Genomic DNA, 16,649 nt, shown 5'->3' on the forward strand with positions numbered 1-16,649 from the left:
ACGAACTTCTCAAAACTCTTCAATTACATAAAACAAAACCCCGCCGAAAATCGACGGGGTTCGTCAGCAGTCTGAGGGCGCGGGTCATGCCCGCGCCTTTTTTGCATTTATCCAGAGCTATCAGTCTTTTTCGAAGATGCCGGCCTTGGCGACGACGCCGGCAATCGCTCCGCCGATCAGCGGCGCGACGATGAACAGCCAGAGCTGGCTGAGCGCAGCACCGCCCGAAAACAGCGCCGGGCCGATCGAGCGCGCCGGATTGACCGAGGTGCCGGTCACCGGGATCATGGCGAAGTGGATCCCCGCCAGCGTCAGGCCGATGACCAGGCCGGCAAAGGCGGTGGTGTGCTTGGCGTTGGTGACGCCGAGGATCACCGTGACGAAGGTGAAGGTGCCGATCAGCTCCCACAGGAAGGCCGAGCTCATGCCCCATTTCGTCTCGTCCCAGCCATTGGCGCCGAAGCCGCCGGTGTGGCCGCCAGCCTGGCCCGATACTATGATCCACAGCGCCAGCGAGGCGATGATGGCGCCGATGACCTGCGCGATCCAGTAGGGGACGACATCCTTGGCCGGCATCCGCCCCGCCAGGAACACGCCCAGCGTCACCGCCGGATTGAGATGCGCGCCCGAGATCGGGCCGATCGCATAGGCCGCGGCGATCAGACCGATGCCGAACGCCAGGCCGATGCCTTCCTGTCCGAGCGGCAGCGCGCCGCCGAAACCGCCCGTGACCACGGAGGCGGTGCCGATGAACACCAACAAAAATGTGCCGAGAACTTCTGCCAGATAAGTCTTCATTGCCCTCTCCTTGTCGGACCCGCCAAACCGCGTTTCCCGCGCCGCGAATCACTGGTGGAAGAGTATTCCTGTGGACAACACTTGCAAAGCTGGGAGGTTAAGCCGGTCGGCTTTCTTGCAGGCGTCAATCAAAACATTAGAAGTCTTTCATGTTCTGATCGATTGTTCTTGTTTCCCGGCCGCACCTCTCGCCATGCAAAAAACCGTTCGGCCAAATCGTCCGGTCTTGAAACGTCATTTCATCGGCAAACCGAATGGAACTGTTTCAATCCTGGCCTGAAAGGCTTTAAGAGCGGGCTGGACCCGATTTGTAAACAGCTACGGAAAACAGGATGCGACTGGGCGGAAGGCTGGCGGCGGCGATAGAGATTCTGGAAGACATCGGCCGGCGTCACCGGCCGGTGGCCGACGCCCTGCGCGACTGGGGCCTGTCGCATCGCTTCGCCGGTGGCGGCGATCGCGCGGCGATCGGCAACATCGTCTATGACGCGTTGCGCCGCAAACGCTCGGCCGGCTGGCTGTTCGGCGAGGACACGCCGCGCGCCATCGGCTTTGGCGCGCTTCTGTTGGAATGGGGCCAGACGGCGCAGTCGCTCAACGACGCGCTCGATGGCGACAAATTCGCGCCGCCGCTGCTCGACGCCGGCGAGCTGAAGGCAGCCGCCGGCCGCAGGCTGGCCGACGCGCCCGACGTGGTGCGGGCCGATATCCCGGACTGGTGCGCGCCGCTGCTCGAGCGAGCCTATGGCGAGGCCTGGGTCGAGGAAGGCGCCGCCCTGGCGCAGCGCCCGCCGCTGGATCTGAGGGTCAACACGCTCCAGGCCGATCGTGCCAAGGTGCTGGCCGAGCTCCAGGGCACGGGTGCCGCGCCGGCGGCGATCGCGCCGCACGGCATCCGCATCCCGCCGATCGACGGCGACGGCCGGCACCCCAACGTGCAGGCCGAGCCGGCCTTCCAGAAAGGCTGGTTCGAAGTGCAGGACGAGGGTTCGCAGCTTGCCGCGGCACTTGCCGGCGCCGCGCCCGGCATGCAGGTGCTCGACTATTGCGCCGGCGCCGGCGGCAAGACGCTGGCGCTGTCGGCCGAGATGGACAATCGGGGCCAGCTCTTCGCCCATGATGCGGAGAAGGTGCGGCTGGCGCCGATCTTCGAGCGCATCCGCCGTTCGCACAACCGCAACGTCCAGGTCGTCAGCAAGCCCGCGGAGCTTGCGCCGCTCGCCAACCACATGGATATCGTGCTGATCGACGCGCCCTGCACCGGCAGCGGCACCTGGCGGCGGCGTCCCGACGCCAAATGGCGGCTGACCGAGAGGCAGCTCGATGCCCGCAAGGGAGAGCAGCAGGCGATCCTCGACACCGCGCAGGCCTTCGTCAAGCCGGGCGGTTTGCTGGTCTACATCACCTGTTCGGTGTTCGATGCCGAGAACGGCGAGCAGGTCGCGGCCTTCCGCGAGCGCCATGAAGGCTTTGCGCCGGTCGATCATCGTCAGCTCTGGGATGGCCGCTTCCCTGGTCATGAAGGGGCCGCGCGTATCGGCGAAGGCGGCGGCATCTCGCTGTCACCGGCGTTGAGCGGCACCGACGGGTTCTATTTCCACGCCTTGCGCCGGGCTGCTTGAAGACAACCGGCTTTTGCTGCGCTGCAGCATAAAGGATTGCCTGTTTTGCCGGGCTCTGCAATAAACTTCGCCAGCAATATGAGGCAAAGCGCCATGGCAGCAGCCAAGATCGTACCGGCTCCCGACTTCGAGGAACGCGTCAGGGCGTCCTTTGCCCGGCAGGAGGCGATGGCCACGATCGGCGCCGAGCTGACGCTGGTGACGCCCGGCATCATCGAGATCGAGATGCCTTATTCCGCCTCGCTTACCCAGCAGCATGGCTTCCTGCATGCCGGCGTCATTTCGACCGCGCTGGATTCGGCCTGCGGCTATGCCGCGTTTTCGCTGATGCCGCAGAATTCCAGCGTGCTGACCATCGAGTTCAAGGTGAATCTCCTGGCTCCGGGCAGGGGCGAGCGGTTCCTGTTCCGCGGTTCCGTGACCAAACCCGGCCGCACCATCATCGTCGCCGACGGCCAGGCCTATGCCTTCGCCGCCGACGGCGAGGCCAAGCTGATCGCCACCATGACCGGCACCATGATGACGGTGGTCGGCCGCGACGGAATAGAAGGCTGATCCATGGCGGGTGCAGTTCAGATTGCCGGCAAGGCGGTTCTCTTCGTCATGGCGGTCGAGGCCGAATACGGCCCGCACCTGAAAAACCTGTTCACGCCGCTGATGACCGGCGTCGGCCCGGTCGAGGCCGGTGTCAGGCTGGGCGCCGAGCTTGCGGCGTTGAAAGCCGAGGGAGTGCTTCCGGACCTGGTTGTTTCGCTGGGCTCGGCCGGCAGCCGCAAGTTGGAACAGGCCGAGATCTACCAGGTCGTGTCGGTGAGCTATCGCGACATGGACGCTTCGCCGCTCGGCTTCGAGAAGGGCGCGACGCCTTTCCTCGACCTGCCGGTGACGGTGCCGCTGCCTTTCGTCATCCCGGGTGTCAAGGCCGCCTCGCTCTCGACCGGCGGCGCGATCATTTCCGGCGCCGCCTATGACGTCATCGATGCCGACATGGTCGACATGGAGACCTTCGCCTGCTTGCGCGCCTGCCAGCTGTTCGGCGTGCCGCTGGTCGGCCTGCGCGGCATTTCCGACGGCGCAGCCGATCTTAGGCACGTCAATGACTGGACGGAATATCTGCACGTGATCGACGAGAAGCTGGCCGCTGCCATCGACTTGCTGGAGCAGGCGGTCGTCTCCGGCGCAATCCGGCTGGGATAGGCCAAAAAGGACGGAAAGCCGCAGCGCTGAGCCCATTGCGCCGACTCGTTTCTTTCTCTAAAGGCTCGCCATGACGACGACAGCCAATCACACCGACACCGTACTGATTGTCGATTTCGGCAGCCAGTTCACCCAGCTTATCGCCCGCCGCATCCGCGAGGCCGGCGTCTTTTCCGAGATCGTGCCGTTCCAATCGGCCGAAGCGGCCTTCAAGCGCATCAAGCCGAAAGCGGTGATCCTGTCGGGCGGTCCGGCCTCGACCACCGACATCGGCAGCCCGCGCGCGCCGCAAGTCGTCTTCGACGCCGGCGTGCCGGTGCTCGGCATCTGCTATGGCCAGATGGCGCTCTGCGTGCAGATGGGCGGCGTCGCCGAAAGCTCCAACCACCGCGAGTTCGGCCGCGCCTTCGTCGAGATCGAGAAGGAGAGCCCGCTGTTCGAAGGCCTGTGGGCGCCCGGCCAGCGCCACCAGGTGTGGATGAGCCATGGCGACCGCGTCATCGAACTGCCGCCGGGCTTCAAGGTGCTCGGCAAGTCGGAAAGCTCGCCCTTCGCCATCTTCGGCGATATCGAGCGCAAGATGTACGGCATCATGTTCCATCCGGAAGTGGTGCACACGCCGGACGGCGCCAGGCTGCTCCGGAACTTCGTCCACAACATCGCCGGCATCGAGGGCGACTGGACGATGCGCGCCTATCGCGAGCACGCGGTCGAAACGATCCGCAAGCAGATCGGCAAGGGCAAGGTCATCTGCGCGCTCTCGGGCGGCGTCGATTCCTCGGTCGCCGCACTTCTGATCCACGAAGCGGTCGGCGACCAGCTGACCTGCATCCTCGTCGACCATGGCTTGATGCGCAAGGACGAGGCGGCAAGCGTGGTGGAGATGTTCCGCCAGCACTACAACCTGCCGCTGATCCTGGTCGATGCCTCCGACCGCTTCATCTCGGCGCTGGAAGGCGAGGCCGATCCCGAAAAGAAGCGCAAGACCATCGGCCGCCTGTTCATCGAAGTGTTCGAGGACGAGGCGAAGAAGCTCGGCGGCGCCGATTTCCTGGCGCAGGGCACGCTCTATCCCGATGTCATCGAAAGCGTCTCCTTCTCCGGCGGCCCGTCGGTGACGATCAAGTCGCACCATAATGTCGGCGGTCTGCCCGAGCGCATGAACATGAAGCTGGTCGAGCCGCTGCGCGAACTGTTCAAGGACGAGGTGAGGGCGCTCGGCAAGGAGCTCGGCCTGCCCGAAAGCTTCATCGGCCGCCATCCGTTCCCCGGTCCCGGCCTCGCCATACGCTGCCCTGGCGGCATCACGCGCGAGAAGCTGGAGATCCTGCGCGAGGCCGACGCCATCTATCTCGACGAGATACGCAAGGCCGGACTCTACGACGCGATCTGGCAGGCCTTCGCGGTGCTGCTTCCGGTGCAGACGGTCGGGGTCATGGGCGACGGCCGCACCTACGAATTCGTCTGCGCTTTGCGTGCCGTGACCTCCGTCGACGGGATGACGGCCGACTTCTACCACTACGACATGAACTTCCTGGGTGCGGCCGCCACCCGCATCATCAACGAGGTCAAGGGTATCAACCGCGTCGTCTACGACGTGACCTCGAAGCCGCCCGGCACAATCGAGTGGGAGTGACGGATACAAACGGCGGCGATAGCCTAGTTTCGGCGGTGGTTTTCGCTGCCCTATGAATTGCCTTCATGTCTCACTCTTACTCGACTGGGGATCTCCATCTTCGAGATGGCAGGCCGATCTGGGCCCGCATCCCGTAAAGTGCTTTCGAATGGTGCGAGCGCTGTAGCGTAGAATTGCCTGCGTAAAGGCGTGTCTGCTTTGCCCCTCGTCTCGGCCGTTTAAGCGGGCCTTGCTCGTTCCTGAAGCGGACTATCGACAACAACGCCAGCGTGTTGCGCACAAGCGCTTATCCAGCGGCCTCCTGCTCCATCTCTTTCATGTCCTGAAAGCGGTCCGCAATCCGCGGATGGAGCCGGCCACCGTACGCCGCGCCGATGGCCACGACGATCTCGTCCGCGGCCGGGCCGTCGGCGATCTGAAAGTTGGCGGTGATGAAATGCGAGCGCCGGCCGTTCTCGCTCTTGTGCATCATCGGCAGCGACAGCAGCGCGCCCGGCGCGTTGCGCGTGTTGCAGAATTCGAGGTAGGTCGTGCCGCCGACGGCGTCGCGGAACACGTTGCCGAAGCGCAGCGTGTGGATCATGGCCGAGGCGTGTTCGATCTCGCCTGCGACCCCGACGGCCGCGGCCTTGCCATAGCTTTCGATACGTTCCGCCGGCATAAGCGCGAGCAGGCGATACGACCCCGAAATGGTCTCGGAGGTGCTGGAGACGATGACCGGACTGGCCCGCGACGGCATGACCATGGTGTGCGTGACGCATGAGATGGGCTTTGCCCGGGCAGTGGCCGACCGCGTCCTCATCATGGATGCCGGACAGATCGTCGAGAAGGGCACGCCAGACGCATTTTTCGGCCGCCCGCGTCATGATCGGACGAAGCTGTTTCTCAGCCAGATATTGAAGCGCTAATGCATGTCGCGCAAAAGTGTGCAGCGGTTTTGCGATAACGACATGCATGAAAACAAGGCTTAAAGCGCGTCGCCTGAATCCGCTTCAGCGCGACGCGCTTTAGCCTTCCTGGGAAGGCAGAAGACAGAATCCAGTCGAATAGCGACGCGGCACCGTTGATGGTGGACTTTACCTGGCTCGTCCCTGCACGATGCGGTCGATCACCATGGCACAGAGCAGAATGGCGAAGCCCGCGAGCAAACCTTGGCCGACAGCGGCGTATTGCAGGGCATTGAGTACGTCTTCTCCGAGCCCCTTGGCGCCAATCAGCGACGCGATGACCACCATCGAAAGACACATCAGGATGGTCTGGTTGATGCCGGCCATGATCGACGGCATGGCGAGAGGAAGGTCAACCCGCGTCAGCAGGAACCATCGCGTGGCGCCATAGGCTTGTGCGGCTTCGCGGATTGCCGGCGGAACGCCTTGCAGGCCAAGCGCCGTCAACCGCACGACGGGCGGCGTGCCGAAGATCAGCGTGGCGATCACACCAGGCGGCTTGCCGATGCCGAACAGCGCGATCACCGGGATGAGATAGACGAAGGCCGGCATGGTCTGCATAAAGTCCAGCACCGGCCGCAAGGCGGTGTAGACGCGCGGCCTGCGGCCACACCAGATGCCAAGTGGGATTCCGATCACCAGGCAAAGCACCGCCGAGGTTCCAAGCAGCGCCACCGTTTCGAGACTTTTTTCCCAGAAGCCGAGCAGGGCGAGATAAGCGAGCGCAGCGGCGGTGAAGATGGTGACCCGCGACCCGGCCAACTGCCAGGCGAGGATCAGGATGACCGCCATCGTCACCGGCCATGGCATGCCGGTCAGCGCGTAGGACAGACCGTCGAGTACCAGCGATATGCCGCCGGTGACTGCGCCGAAGAAGCCTTCGCCCGCATGCGATATCCCTTCCATCAGCCCATCCAGCCCCGACGACAGGCCAACCTGCCAATCGCGATTGGAAGGCGCCGCCATGATCCAGCCGGCCGGGTTTGCCCAGGCGAAACGGTAAATTGAGAGGCCATAGGCCAAGATGCAGAAGATAAACGCGCACAGCGCAAGCGGATAGTTGAGCCCATGCCCCAAAGCCTGGTTCGATCGCCAGCGGGCGAAGCGGCGCTCGAGCAGCCGGTTGGCAAGAAACCCGTTTATGATCCGCGCGAAAAGCAGCGTCAAAAGGCCCGTTCCGATCAGCAAAGGCGCTTTCTGCCCGGCCGCCTGTGCTTGTTCGCTTGCCTTGTCCGCGGCTCTCTGCAACGCCGCGGCCGACGATTTCAAACCCTCGGCATTGTCCGCGCCTGAAGCTTGCGCCGCCTGTGCCTGTTCGGCCCGCGCCGTAGCTTGCTTGGTCAGCCGCTCGGCGCGCGCCTGCTCGGCCGCGCCGAGATTGCCGACCGCGCCGATGCCGACCTGAACGACCGCGAGCATTTCGAGAAAGAAGACGATCCAGAACAGCACCGCGATGCCACGCGCCGCCGCCCAGACCGGACCGAGCACCGCGGCTGCGACGTTGAAGGGCCAGACAGAATTTTGCGCCCGCCGGATGTGGGAAAAGCGGCCGACATAATAATGCGGGTTCTGAACGGCGAACTCTTCGACCAGGCGGCCTTCAGTCGGCGGTTCGAGCCGCCCAGTGGCGTGCGGATCACGGGCGTTCACGATTGTCCGCCCTTTCGCAATCCATCCAGGAGAAGCTGCCTGTCGACGACGCCGACAATTGTTCCCTCTGCGTCCGTCACGGCCAGCGGCGACTCATCCTGGGCCGCGAGTTCCACCAGTTCCCCGAGCGGCTGCTGCGCGACAACCCGGCGCAAAGATCTCACGTCCGACTGCGGGTTCTTTGCGCTGAAACCGCTGACGGACTCCATGATGCGACCGGCGGTGATCACCTTCAGCCGCGAAATGTCGGCGACGAATTTAGCCACATAGTCGTGCCTGGGAGCCGTCACGATGTCTTCGGGCGTGTCGATCTGGATGATGACCCCGTCCTTCATGATGGCGATGCGGTCGCCGATACGGATCGCTTCATCCAGGTCGTGGGTGATGAACACCACTGTCTTGCCCATCGACCGCGAGAGTTCCAGGAATTCATCCTGAAGCTGACGCCGGATCAGCGGGTCGAGTGCGCTGAACGGCTCGTCCATCAGAAGGATAGCCGAATCCGCCGCCAGCGCGCGGGCCAAGCCGACGCGCTGCTGCATGCCGCCCGAAAGCTCGTGGCAGTAGCGGTCGCCCCATCCCGAGAGATTGACCTTGGCGAGCGCTGCCTCGGCGACGTCGAAGCGTTGCTGCTTGCTCGCCGCCTGGATTTCCAGCGGCAGCGCGACATTGTCGCGCACTGTGCGGTGCGGCAGCAGCCCGAAGCTCTGAAACACCATGCTGACCTTGCGCGACCTGATCGTCCTCAACTCGGCAGGCGTCTTCGTCATGATGTTCTCGCCGTCGACGAAAATCTCGCCGGCGGAGGGTTCGAGCAGTCGGTTGATATGGCGGATCAAGGTCGATTTGCCGCTGCCCGACAGACCCATCACGCAGAAGATTTCGCCGGGCGCGACCGAGATACTGACATCGGCCACGCCGACGACGCAGCCGAACCGCTTGACCACGTCCTCCTTGTCCAGCCTGTCGCGCAGGATGGATGCCATGGCCTCGGGCGCGCGCGGACCGAACACCTTCCAGACGCCGTTCATGACGATAGCGGGCGGAGCGGCCGAGCCGCTCCGCTTATGGTTCAGGTTGGCCGACACGGCGTCCACGCCTACGCTTCCCGGCCATGGTCGCCGTGCGCCACTCCGCTCAGTGGCCGAACCACTTTGCCACGTCGCCCGGATGGGCCTTGATCCACTCCTTGGCCACCTCGTCGGCCGGCTTCTTGTCGACGATGATAGCGTATGCCCATTTCGAGATGTCGTCCGGGTTGAAGCTCATACGCTCCAGCGCCGCCGTCAGGTCCGGCTGGCGCTGCGCCAGCGTGGCAGCATAGGCAACATGCACGGTGGTGTCAGCATAGGCCGACGACACCTTCGATTTTTCGAACCATTGCGGATCGTCGTTGGGCTGCACGACGACGAATTTCGCCGGGTCGTTCTTCGGCTCGGTCAGGAAGGCGAGCTTGTAGCGGGCGAAATTCTGGTGTGGGCTGTAGCAATAGCCGACCCATGGCTTGTCGGCTTTCGCCGCGCGGTCGAGCGAGGCCGCCGCCACCGCTTCGTCGGTGACCTGCAGGTCGAAGAAATCGGCAAAACCGTAGTCACGCGCCCTGACCTTCTCGATATTGGTCGACTGCCAGCCAGACGCGCCGATCCACATCTCGCCTTTGCCGTCGCCATTGGTGTCGAACAGCTTGGCGTTGTCCGGGTTGGCGAGATCGGAGACATCCTTGATGTGATATTTGTCGACCGTGACCTGGGTGACGCAATAGCCCTGCTTGGCTTCGTAGCCGTTTTGGGCGAGCTTCACGGTGCCAGCGCCCTTGACGTACTTGTCGACAAGGCCTTGCTGGTTGGGCAACCAGACGTCCGGCCAGATATCGACCTCGCCCTTGCCGCGATTCATCGCTTCCCAGATCACCGGAACGGCGGTGGTCGTCACCGTCGAGACGTCCAGCCCCAGTTCCTGCTCGGCCGCGTTCTTGATGACGTTCATGACCGCCGTCGCGGTGGCGTAATTCGGGTCTGGCATCGTCACGTCGGCAGCATAAGAAGAAGCCGCGGGCGTCAGCAGAAGGACGCCGAGCGCGGTCTTGAGCAGGTAGCCTTTCATGGTGTTCCCCAACTTGGTTGCGCTGATTTCATTCAGTCTACCCATCAGGTTAGCGGAACATGCAGGCAATCCATCCCAAATTTCACCACATAAGGAAAATCGATGGAGTGCATAAGGTCGCTGGCGTTCCGCAACGTGCTCTGAGCCAGGTCGCTCTAGAAATAGGCTTGATCGGGCTCACTGGCCTTTCGGTTGGCAATGAAGGCCTGCAGCGCCTCGTCGATCGCCGGATCGAGGCCGGGGTCGTGGTAGTCCTCGAGCAGCCGCTTCCATTGCCGGTTGGCGCGCTGCGCGGCATCCAGCCGTCCTTCCTCGTTCCACTGCTCGAAGGAATTGTTGTCGCTGATGGAGGATCGGTAGAAGGCGGAAAGGAAGTTGGCTTGCGTATGCTCGCTGCCGAGGAAATGCGAGCCCGGCCCGACTGCCTCGATGGCCTCCATCGCTTGCGCGTTGACGGAAAGATCGATGCCCTCGAACAGGCTGGCGAGCTTGCCGCAGAGGTCGGCGTCGATGACCGTCTTCTCGAAGCCGGTCACTAGCCCACCCTCGAGCCAGCCGGTGGCGTGGTTGATGACATTGGCGCCGGCAAACATCGACATCAATATACCCCAGGTCGCCTCCTGCTCGGCCTGGGCATCGGGAAGCTTGGAAGCCGACAGCGAACCGACGGTGTGGAACGGCACGCCGACGCGCCGCGCCAATTGCCCGCACGCAAGCACCATCTTGCCGGCCTCCGGCGTGCCGAAGGTCGGCGCGCCGCTCTGCATCGAGATGGTGCTGGCGAAGCTCCCCATCAGGCAGGGCGCGCCGGGATTGATCAACTGCACGAGGCTGAGGCAGGCCAGCGCTTCGGCCAGCACTTGCGCCAGCGTGCCGGCGACGGTGCAAGGACTCATCGCGCCAGCCAGTGTCCAGGGCGTGCAGGCGACCGGCTGGTTGTTGCGCGCATAGACCTTCAGCGAGCCCGACATGTTGGCGTCGAGCACCAGCGGCGCATTGGTGTTGGAGACGTTATAAAGCACGGCGTTGTTGGCGACGAATTCTTCGCCGAAGACGATCTTGGCCATGTCGACCGCGTCCTGCGCCCGCTTCGAGCCGATGAACGCGCCCATGAAGGCGCGGTCCGAATGACGGATGTGGGTATAGAGCATGTCGAGATGGCGCTTGTTGGCCGGCAGGTCGACCGGCTCGCAGACGACGCCGCCCGAATGATGCAGATGCGGGATCATCTGGTGCATCTTCACCAGATCGCGAAAATCCGCGATCGTCGCGTAGCGGCGGCCGCGATCGAGGTCATGCACGAAGGGCGGTCCCCAGGATGGGCAGAGCACCGTATTGTCGCCGCCGATCATCACCGTGTTCTCGGGATTTCGCGCATGCTGCTTGAATTGCGAAGGCGCGGTGGCGCGGATGATCTTGCGGCACATGCCGGGCTCGAAGCGTACCCTCGTCCCCTGCACGTCGGCGCCGGCGTTGCGGAAGATATCGAGGATCTCGGGATCGTCATGGAATTCCATGCCGACTTCCTTGAGCAACTGGTCGGCATTGGCTTCGATCAGGCTCAGCCCCTCCTCATCGAGGATGTTGAAGGTGCCGATCCTGCGGCGGATATAGGGGCGCCGCGGCGCCTGCCGCGCGCTGCGCTGGCCGAGCCTTCCTGCGCGGCCGCCGGTTCTCGGAGCATGCGTTTCGGTGGTGATCGTCGCTTCCTTGTCCATGGTCTGCTCCGATATCAAGCGGGCGTTAAGGCAGACTGCTCGGCGGGCTGAAGTCCGCGAAGCCGCATATTGGCTGGGTCGTAAGGCGCCTCGCGAAGCTCACGCGCGGAGAACTCCCGGCCGAGGATGGAAACCGTCAATTGCTGCGGCGAGATGCCGGGCCGCAGATAGGCGAGGGCAAGCGTCTTGCCGGTCCGGAAACCACGCGCGCCGGAGGTGACGATCCCGACGGGGCGGCCTGCCTGCATCACCGCGTGGGCGTAGAAAGGCAGACGTTCACCGTCATCGTCGATCTCGAGCAACGCCATTGTCCAGGAGCTGTCGCCGACGCGTGCCAGCATCGCCTCGCGGCCGACGAATGTCCGCCCCTCGGTTTTGACCAAAGCGCTCAATCCAGCCTCCAGCGGCGTCCGCTCGGTGGTCAGGTCCGCGCCCCAGCCGCGATAGCTTTTTTCCAGCCGCATCGCGTTCAGCGCATAGATGCCAAACGGACGTAGGTCGAACTGCGCGCCGGCCTTGGCGACCGCTTCGTAAAGCTTACCGAATTGCGCGAGCTGCACATGCAATTCCCACCCGAGCTCACCTGCATAGGAGACCCGAAGTGCAGCCGCCTTGATGCCCGCCACCCGGATGATCTGCGCGGAAAGCCAGGGAAATGCCGTATTAGACAGATCCGCTTCGCAGATCTTTGCCAGCAGGTCGCGGGCGCGTGGTCCCATCACCCCCAGCACCCCCCGTCTTTCCGTGACGTTGTCGATCGTCACGCTAGGAAAAGACGCGGCGCGCGAGCGCAGCACATCCTCGTCATGCCTTTCCGCGAGGGCGGCGCTGGTGAGATAGAACCCGTCATCGCCGAAGCGCGTCACGGTAAATTCCGACGCCACGCCGCCATTCGCCGTCAGCACGTGAATGAGGCCGATGCGGCCGAGGCGTTCGGGTGGCCGGTTGGCGCCGAGCGACGCCATGAACGCGCTGGCGCCGGGCCCGCCGATCTCGAATTTGGAAAACGCGGAGAGGTCGATGGCGCCGACGCTGTCCTGCACGGCAAGGCACTCGCCACGCACGGCGTCGAACCAGCCGGGCTTGCGGAAGGTCAGCGGCGGATCGCGGTCGGCGCCTTTGACGGCGAACCAGTTTGGCCGCTCCCAGCCATAGGCGACGCCCAGCACGGCGCCCTGGCTTTTTTGAAGGTCCAGCGCCGGCGTCGTGCGACGCGGCCGGCCGGCGTCGCGTTCTTCGTTGGGATAGTGGATCCCGAATTGCAGGCCGAACCCTTCGACCGCCTTGTCGATGCGATAGTCGCGGTCGGCATAGTTGCCGAAGCGGCGCGGATCGATGGCGAGCGCATCGCTGCGCGGCGCCCCGTCGGTGATCCAGTCGGCAAGGAAACGGCCGGCGCCGCCGCCTTCCATCACGCCCATGCTGGAGCCGGTGAGCAGCCATGCATTGCCGAGGCCAAAGGCAGGGCCGATCAGCGGGTTGGCGTCGGGCGTGAAAGTGATCGGGCCGTTGACCACTGTCTTGATGCCGGCATTGGCGAGCGCTGGCACCCGGTCCATGGCCAGCGCGATGATGTGCTCGACGCGGTCGAGATCGGGCGGCAGCAATTCCATGCCGAACTCCGGCGGCACCCCGTCGATCGCCCACGGATGGGCCGACTTCTCATAAGGGCCGACGATGTAGCCGTCGCGCTCCTGGCGCAGGTACCAGCTTTCTTCCGGATCGCGGATGATCGGCAGTTCCTTGGCGCCGGCGGCGATGCGCTCGGCGATTTCCGGAACGGTGTCGGTCACGACATATTGGTGCAGCATCGGCACGACAGGCAAGTCGATGCCCATCATTGCGCCGATCTCTCGGCACCATGTGCCGGCGGCGTTGACGATATGCTCGGCAACGATGTCGCCCTGCTCCGTGCGCACCAGCCATTCGCCGGACGGCTTGCGCTCGATCCCCAGTACCGGATTGTGCCGCACGATCTCGGCGCCACGCGAGCGCGCGCCAGCGGCCATGGCATTGGTGGCCAGTGTCGGATCGACATGGCCGTCATTAGGCTCGTAGATTGCGCCGATGACCTCGTCCGTGTGGCAGAGCGGATAGATATCCTTGAGCTCGGCTGGACTGAGGATGTGGAAGTCATGACCGACGAACCGGCCGAGCCCTTGCACATGGCGGAACTCATCCATGCGCGCTTTCGAGCGGGTGATGCGCAGCGCGCCGCTGGCATGGAAGCCGGTTGGCAGTCCGGTCTCGGCGGTCAGTATCTCGCGATAGAGCCGCACCGAATGGGCGCGCATCTCCATGATCGTTGCATTGTGGGCGAAATGCGTGCAGAGCCCCGCCGCATGCCAGGTTGAGCCTGCCGTCAGCTCTTGTCTCTCGACAAGCATGACATCGCTCCAGCCTCGCTTGGCAAGGTGATAGAGCAGCGACACTCCCATGGCGCCACCGCCGATAATGACCACGCGGGCATGTTGTCTCATAGCGTCTCCTCCGCATGTCCGCGCATGCGCATTCCGGTTGGGTCGTAAGGCGGTTTGTCGAGCGTACGCATTTTGTAGCGTGTGCCGGCGACCGCGATTTCGTAGTCAGACTGAAAGAGCTGCGTTTTCGGCTCGCCCGGATCGCTGGCGACGTAGCCAAGGCAAAGGCTGAGACCCGTGCGCGCGCCGAGCCCGCCCGAGGTCGTCAATCCGGCCAGCTTGCCGTTTCGATAGATCGGCTCGTCATGCAGCAGAAGGGGGTTAGCTCCTTCAATGGCGAAATGCATCAGCCGGCGCTGTACGCCCTCGGCCTCCTGCCTAAGCAGCGCCTCGCGGCCGATGAAATCGCTCTTCTTCCAGGATACCGCAAAAGAGAGGCCCGCCTCCAATGGCGTGTCCTTCGGACCGATATCGTGTCCCCAATGGCGGTAGCCCTTTTCCAACCGGCAGCCATCGAGTGCGTAGTGCCCGCAAAGCGCCAAGCCATAGCCGCTGCCAGCCGAGATGATCGTGGCAAACACGCTTTCGGCATGCTCTACCGGCACGTAAAGTTCGAAGCCGAGCTCGCCGACAAAACTGACTCGGATGGCGCGGACGTTGGCGGTGCCGATATCTATGCGTTGTGAGGTGGAAAATGGAAATGCCGCATCGGAAAGATCGGCGTCGGTCAGGCCTTGCAGCAGGTCGCGCGAGCGCGGCCCCATGATGCCGAGAACGGCCTCAGCGGATGTGGCGTCGAAGACCGAAACATTGAGGCCAAGATCTTCGGCATGGCGGCTAATCCAAGCGAGGTCTTTCTGCCTTGTCGCTGCACCCGAGATCACACGGAAAGCATCCGCTCCGACCCGCGCGACCGTCACGTCGGCCTCGATGCCGCCGCGCGCATTGAGCATCTGTGTATACACGGCGCGGCCTTCGGGCCGGTCGACATCGGCCGTGCACAGCCTCTGCATCAGCTTGGCCGCGTCGCGTCCGCGCACGTCGATCTTGGTGAAGGGCGAAAGCTCGAACAATCCGACGCCTTGCGCCATCCGCTCGGCTTCGGCCTTGGCCGCGCCCCACCATTTCTGGGTTCCCACGGAGTAGCCGCGCGTCTCCTCTCCGCCGAACCACAGCGGCCGCTCCCAGCCGGTCGGTGCGCCGAACACGGCGCCGGCTTCTGCGAAGGTCCTATGGAAGGCGGAACGCCTCACATCGCGACCGGCGGTTGCCTGCTTGTAGGGCCAGTGCATGCGGAAGAGATCGGCAACTGATTCTTCCATCCTGGCGCCGACAAAGGAACGCGCCGCAGCCGAGCGGTCGAAACGGGCGATATCGAGCGCCCAGAGATCAAGCCCGGGCTCGCCGTCGACGATCCACTCGGCCATCGCCTTGCCGGCACCGGCCGACGACATCATGCCGGTCGAGTTGAAGCCGGCGGCGACATAGAAGCCGCGCAGATAGGGCGACTCGCCCATCAGCGGACGTGTATCCGGCGTAAAACTCTCCGGCCCATTCATGAAATGCCGTATGCCGGTATCGGACAGCGCCGGCAGAAGCTTCAGCCCGGCAGACATGAACGGTTCGAACTGCTCCCAATCCTCCGGCAGTTCGAGGAAAGGCCTGTCACCCGCCGGTCCGCGGACGTCGAAGATCTTGGCATTCGGCTCGAACCCGCCCAGCACCAGCTTGCCGGAATCGCCTTTGATGTAGATGCCTTCGTCGAGGTCGCGCAGGATCGGGAACGGATCCTGCAGGCCGGTGATCGGCTCGGTCACCACATACATGTGCTCGACCGCCTGCAGTGGCACCGGAACGCCGGCCAGAGCACCAACATCGCGCGCCCAGGCGCCGGTGCAGTTGACGACGATCTCGCAATCGATGGTGACGCCCGAGGCGAGCCTCACACCCGCGACCCGTCCATTGCGGGTCACTATGCCTGAACAAGAAACCCCTTCCAGGATGCGAATCCCGGCGGCGCGCGCACGTTTAGCGTAGGCGGCACAGATGTCGACCGGATTGGCCTGACCGTCTTCCTCGACCCAGAGCGCGCCTTCAACCCCGTCGGCAACGATGCCGCGCACGCGTTCCGCCACGCCGGTCTGATCGACGATCCCCACCGTCAGGCCGCAGACATCGCCCATATGCGCGATGCGCTTCAACTCGTCCATGCGCTCCGGACGCCGCGCCAGCCAGAGGCCGCCGGTGCGCCTGTAGCCGGACGCCTGGCCGGTCAGCTCCTCGAGGCGTGGAAACAGCTCGGTCGCATATTGCGCCAGCCTTGTCAGGTTGAGGCTGGCGCGCAACGGACCGACGATTCCGGCTGCATGCCAGGAAGTGCCGCTGGTCAGCTGGTGGCGTTCCAGGAGGACGACATCGCTCACACCCAATTCAGCCAGGTGATAGGCTATGCCGAGGCCAATGACTCCGCCGCCAATGATCACGATGCGTGCGCTGTCATTCACCTTGTAGCTACCTTTGCTGGATCGAACCGGGCGATCTTTTCCGCCAAGCCTCTT

At 64.0% G+C, this 16,649-nt stretch carries 11 protein-coding genes and 2 pseudogenes; 5 read left to right on the forward strand and 8 right to left on the reverse strand.

Annotation, left to right across the window (positions count from 1 at the left end; genetic code table 11):
- Nucleotides 1–120: 120 nt before the first annotated feature.
- Complete coding sequence (locus tag FJ418_RS31075) at nt 121–798, reverse strand: MIP family channel protein (RefSeq protein ID WP_140643940.1); 678 nt, start codon at nt 796–798, stop codon at nt 121–123.
- A gap of 332 nt (nt 799–1,130) precedes the next feature.
- Here FJ418_RS31075 and FJ418_RS31080 point away from each other — a divergent pair, with 332 nt between their 5' ends.
- The 4 genes from FJ418_RS31080 to guaA all read left to right on the forward strand — a co-directional run bounded on the left by FJ418_RS31080 (nt 1,131) and on the right by guaA (nt 5,253).
- Nucleotides 1,131–2,420 (forward strand): RsmB/NOP family class I SAM-dependent RNA methyltransferase, encoded by a 1,290-nt coding sequence (locus FJ418_RS31080; RefSeq protein ID WP_140872079.1) that lies wholly within the window; start codon nt 1,131–1,133, stop codon nt 2,418–2,420.
- A gap of 93 nt (nt 2,421–2,513) precedes the next feature.
- Nucleotides 2,514–2,975, forward strand: a complete 462-nt coding sequence (locus FJ418_RS31085) for a PaaI family thioesterase (protein WP_140643944.1) — start codon at nt 2,514–2,516, stop codon at nt 2,973–2,975.
- 3 nt (nt 2,976–2,978) lie between these two features.
- Entirely contained in the window at nt 2,979–3,617 is a 639-nt protein-coding gene (locus FJ418_RS31090; protein WP_140872081.1) for a 5'-methylthioadenosine/S-adenosylhomocysteine nucleosidase, read from the forward strand.
- Nucleotides 3,618–3,687: 70 nt separating this feature from the next.
- A complete protein-coding gene (gene guaA, locus FJ418_RS31095) occupies nt 3,688–5,253 on the forward strand; it encodes a glutamine-hydrolyzing GMP synthase (protein ID WP_140654059.1) in 1,566 nt (521 codons plus the stop codon).
- A 286-nt stretch (nt 5,254–5,539) separates the two neighbouring features.
- Here guaA and FJ418_RS31100 read toward each other — a convergent pair.
- Nucleotides 5,540–5,929 (reverse strand): annotated as a pseudogene (locus FJ418_RS31100) (amino acid synthesis family protein); the annotation flags it as partial.
- Between the two features lie 4 nt (nt 5,930–5,933).
- On the opposite strand from FJ418_RS31100, the pseudogene glnQ reads away from it, so the two are divergent.
- Nucleotides 5,934–6,161: pseudogene (gene glnQ / locus FJ418_RS31105) on the forward strand (glutamine ABC transporter ATP-binding protein GlnQ); the annotation flags it as partial.
- A 168-nt stretch (nt 6,162–6,329) separates the two neighbouring features.
- On the opposite strand, the gene FJ418_RS31110 reads toward glnQ, so the two are convergent.
- The 6 genes from FJ418_RS31110 to FJ418_RS31135 form a co-directional block, all read right to left on the reverse strand.
- Nucleotides 6,330–7,850: an ABC transporter permease subunit gene (locus FJ418_RS31110; RefSeq protein WP_210243176.1), complete on the reverse strand. Its 1,521-nt coding sequence runs from the start codon at nt 7,848–7,850 to the stop codon at nt 6,330–6,332.
- Complete coding sequence (locus FJ418_RS31115) at nt 7,847–8,947, reverse strand: betaine/proline/choline family ABC transporter ATP-binding protein (protein ID WP_246683295.1); 1,101 nt, start codon at nt 8,945–8,947, stop codon at nt 7,847–7,849. The genes FJ418_RS31110 and FJ418_RS31115 overlap by 4 nt, the downstream gene beginning before the upstream one ends.
- A 40-nt stretch (nt 8,948–8,987) precedes the next feature.
- Nucleotides 8,988–9,953, reverse strand: a complete 966-nt coding sequence (locus FJ418_RS31120; RefSeq protein WP_181167159.1) for a glycine betaine ABC transporter substrate-binding protein — start codon at nt 9,951–9,953, stop codon at nt 8,988–8,990.
- Between the two features lie 155 nt (nt 9,954–10,108).
- Nucleotides 10,109–11,671, reverse strand: coding sequence for a trimethylamine methyltransferase family protein (locus tag FJ418_RS31125; protein WP_140654063.1), 1,563 nt, complete (start codon nt 11,669–11,671; stop codon nt 10,109–10,111).
- A 14-nt stretch (nt 11,672–11,685) separates the two neighbouring features.
- Nucleotides 11,686–14,151, reverse strand: coding sequence for an FAD-dependent oxidoreductase (locus tag FJ418_RS31130; RefSeq protein ID WP_140872083.1), 2,466 nt, complete (start codon nt 14,149–14,151; stop codon nt 11,686–11,688).
- Entirely contained in the window at nt 14,148–16,595 is a 2,448-nt protein-coding gene (locus FJ418_RS31135; protein WP_140872085.1) for an FAD-dependent oxidoreductase, read from the reverse strand. Before FJ418_RS31135 ends, FJ418_RS31130 begins: the two co-directional genes overlap by 4 nt.
- Nucleotides 16,596–16,649: the final 54 nt, after the last annotated feature.

It is taken from the genome of Mesorhizobium sp. B2-8-3 (assembly GCF_006440815.1).
In the GTDB taxonomy this organism is placed as follows: Bacteria; Pseudomonadota; Alphaproteobacteria; order Rhizobiales; family Rhizobiaceae; genus Mesorhizobium.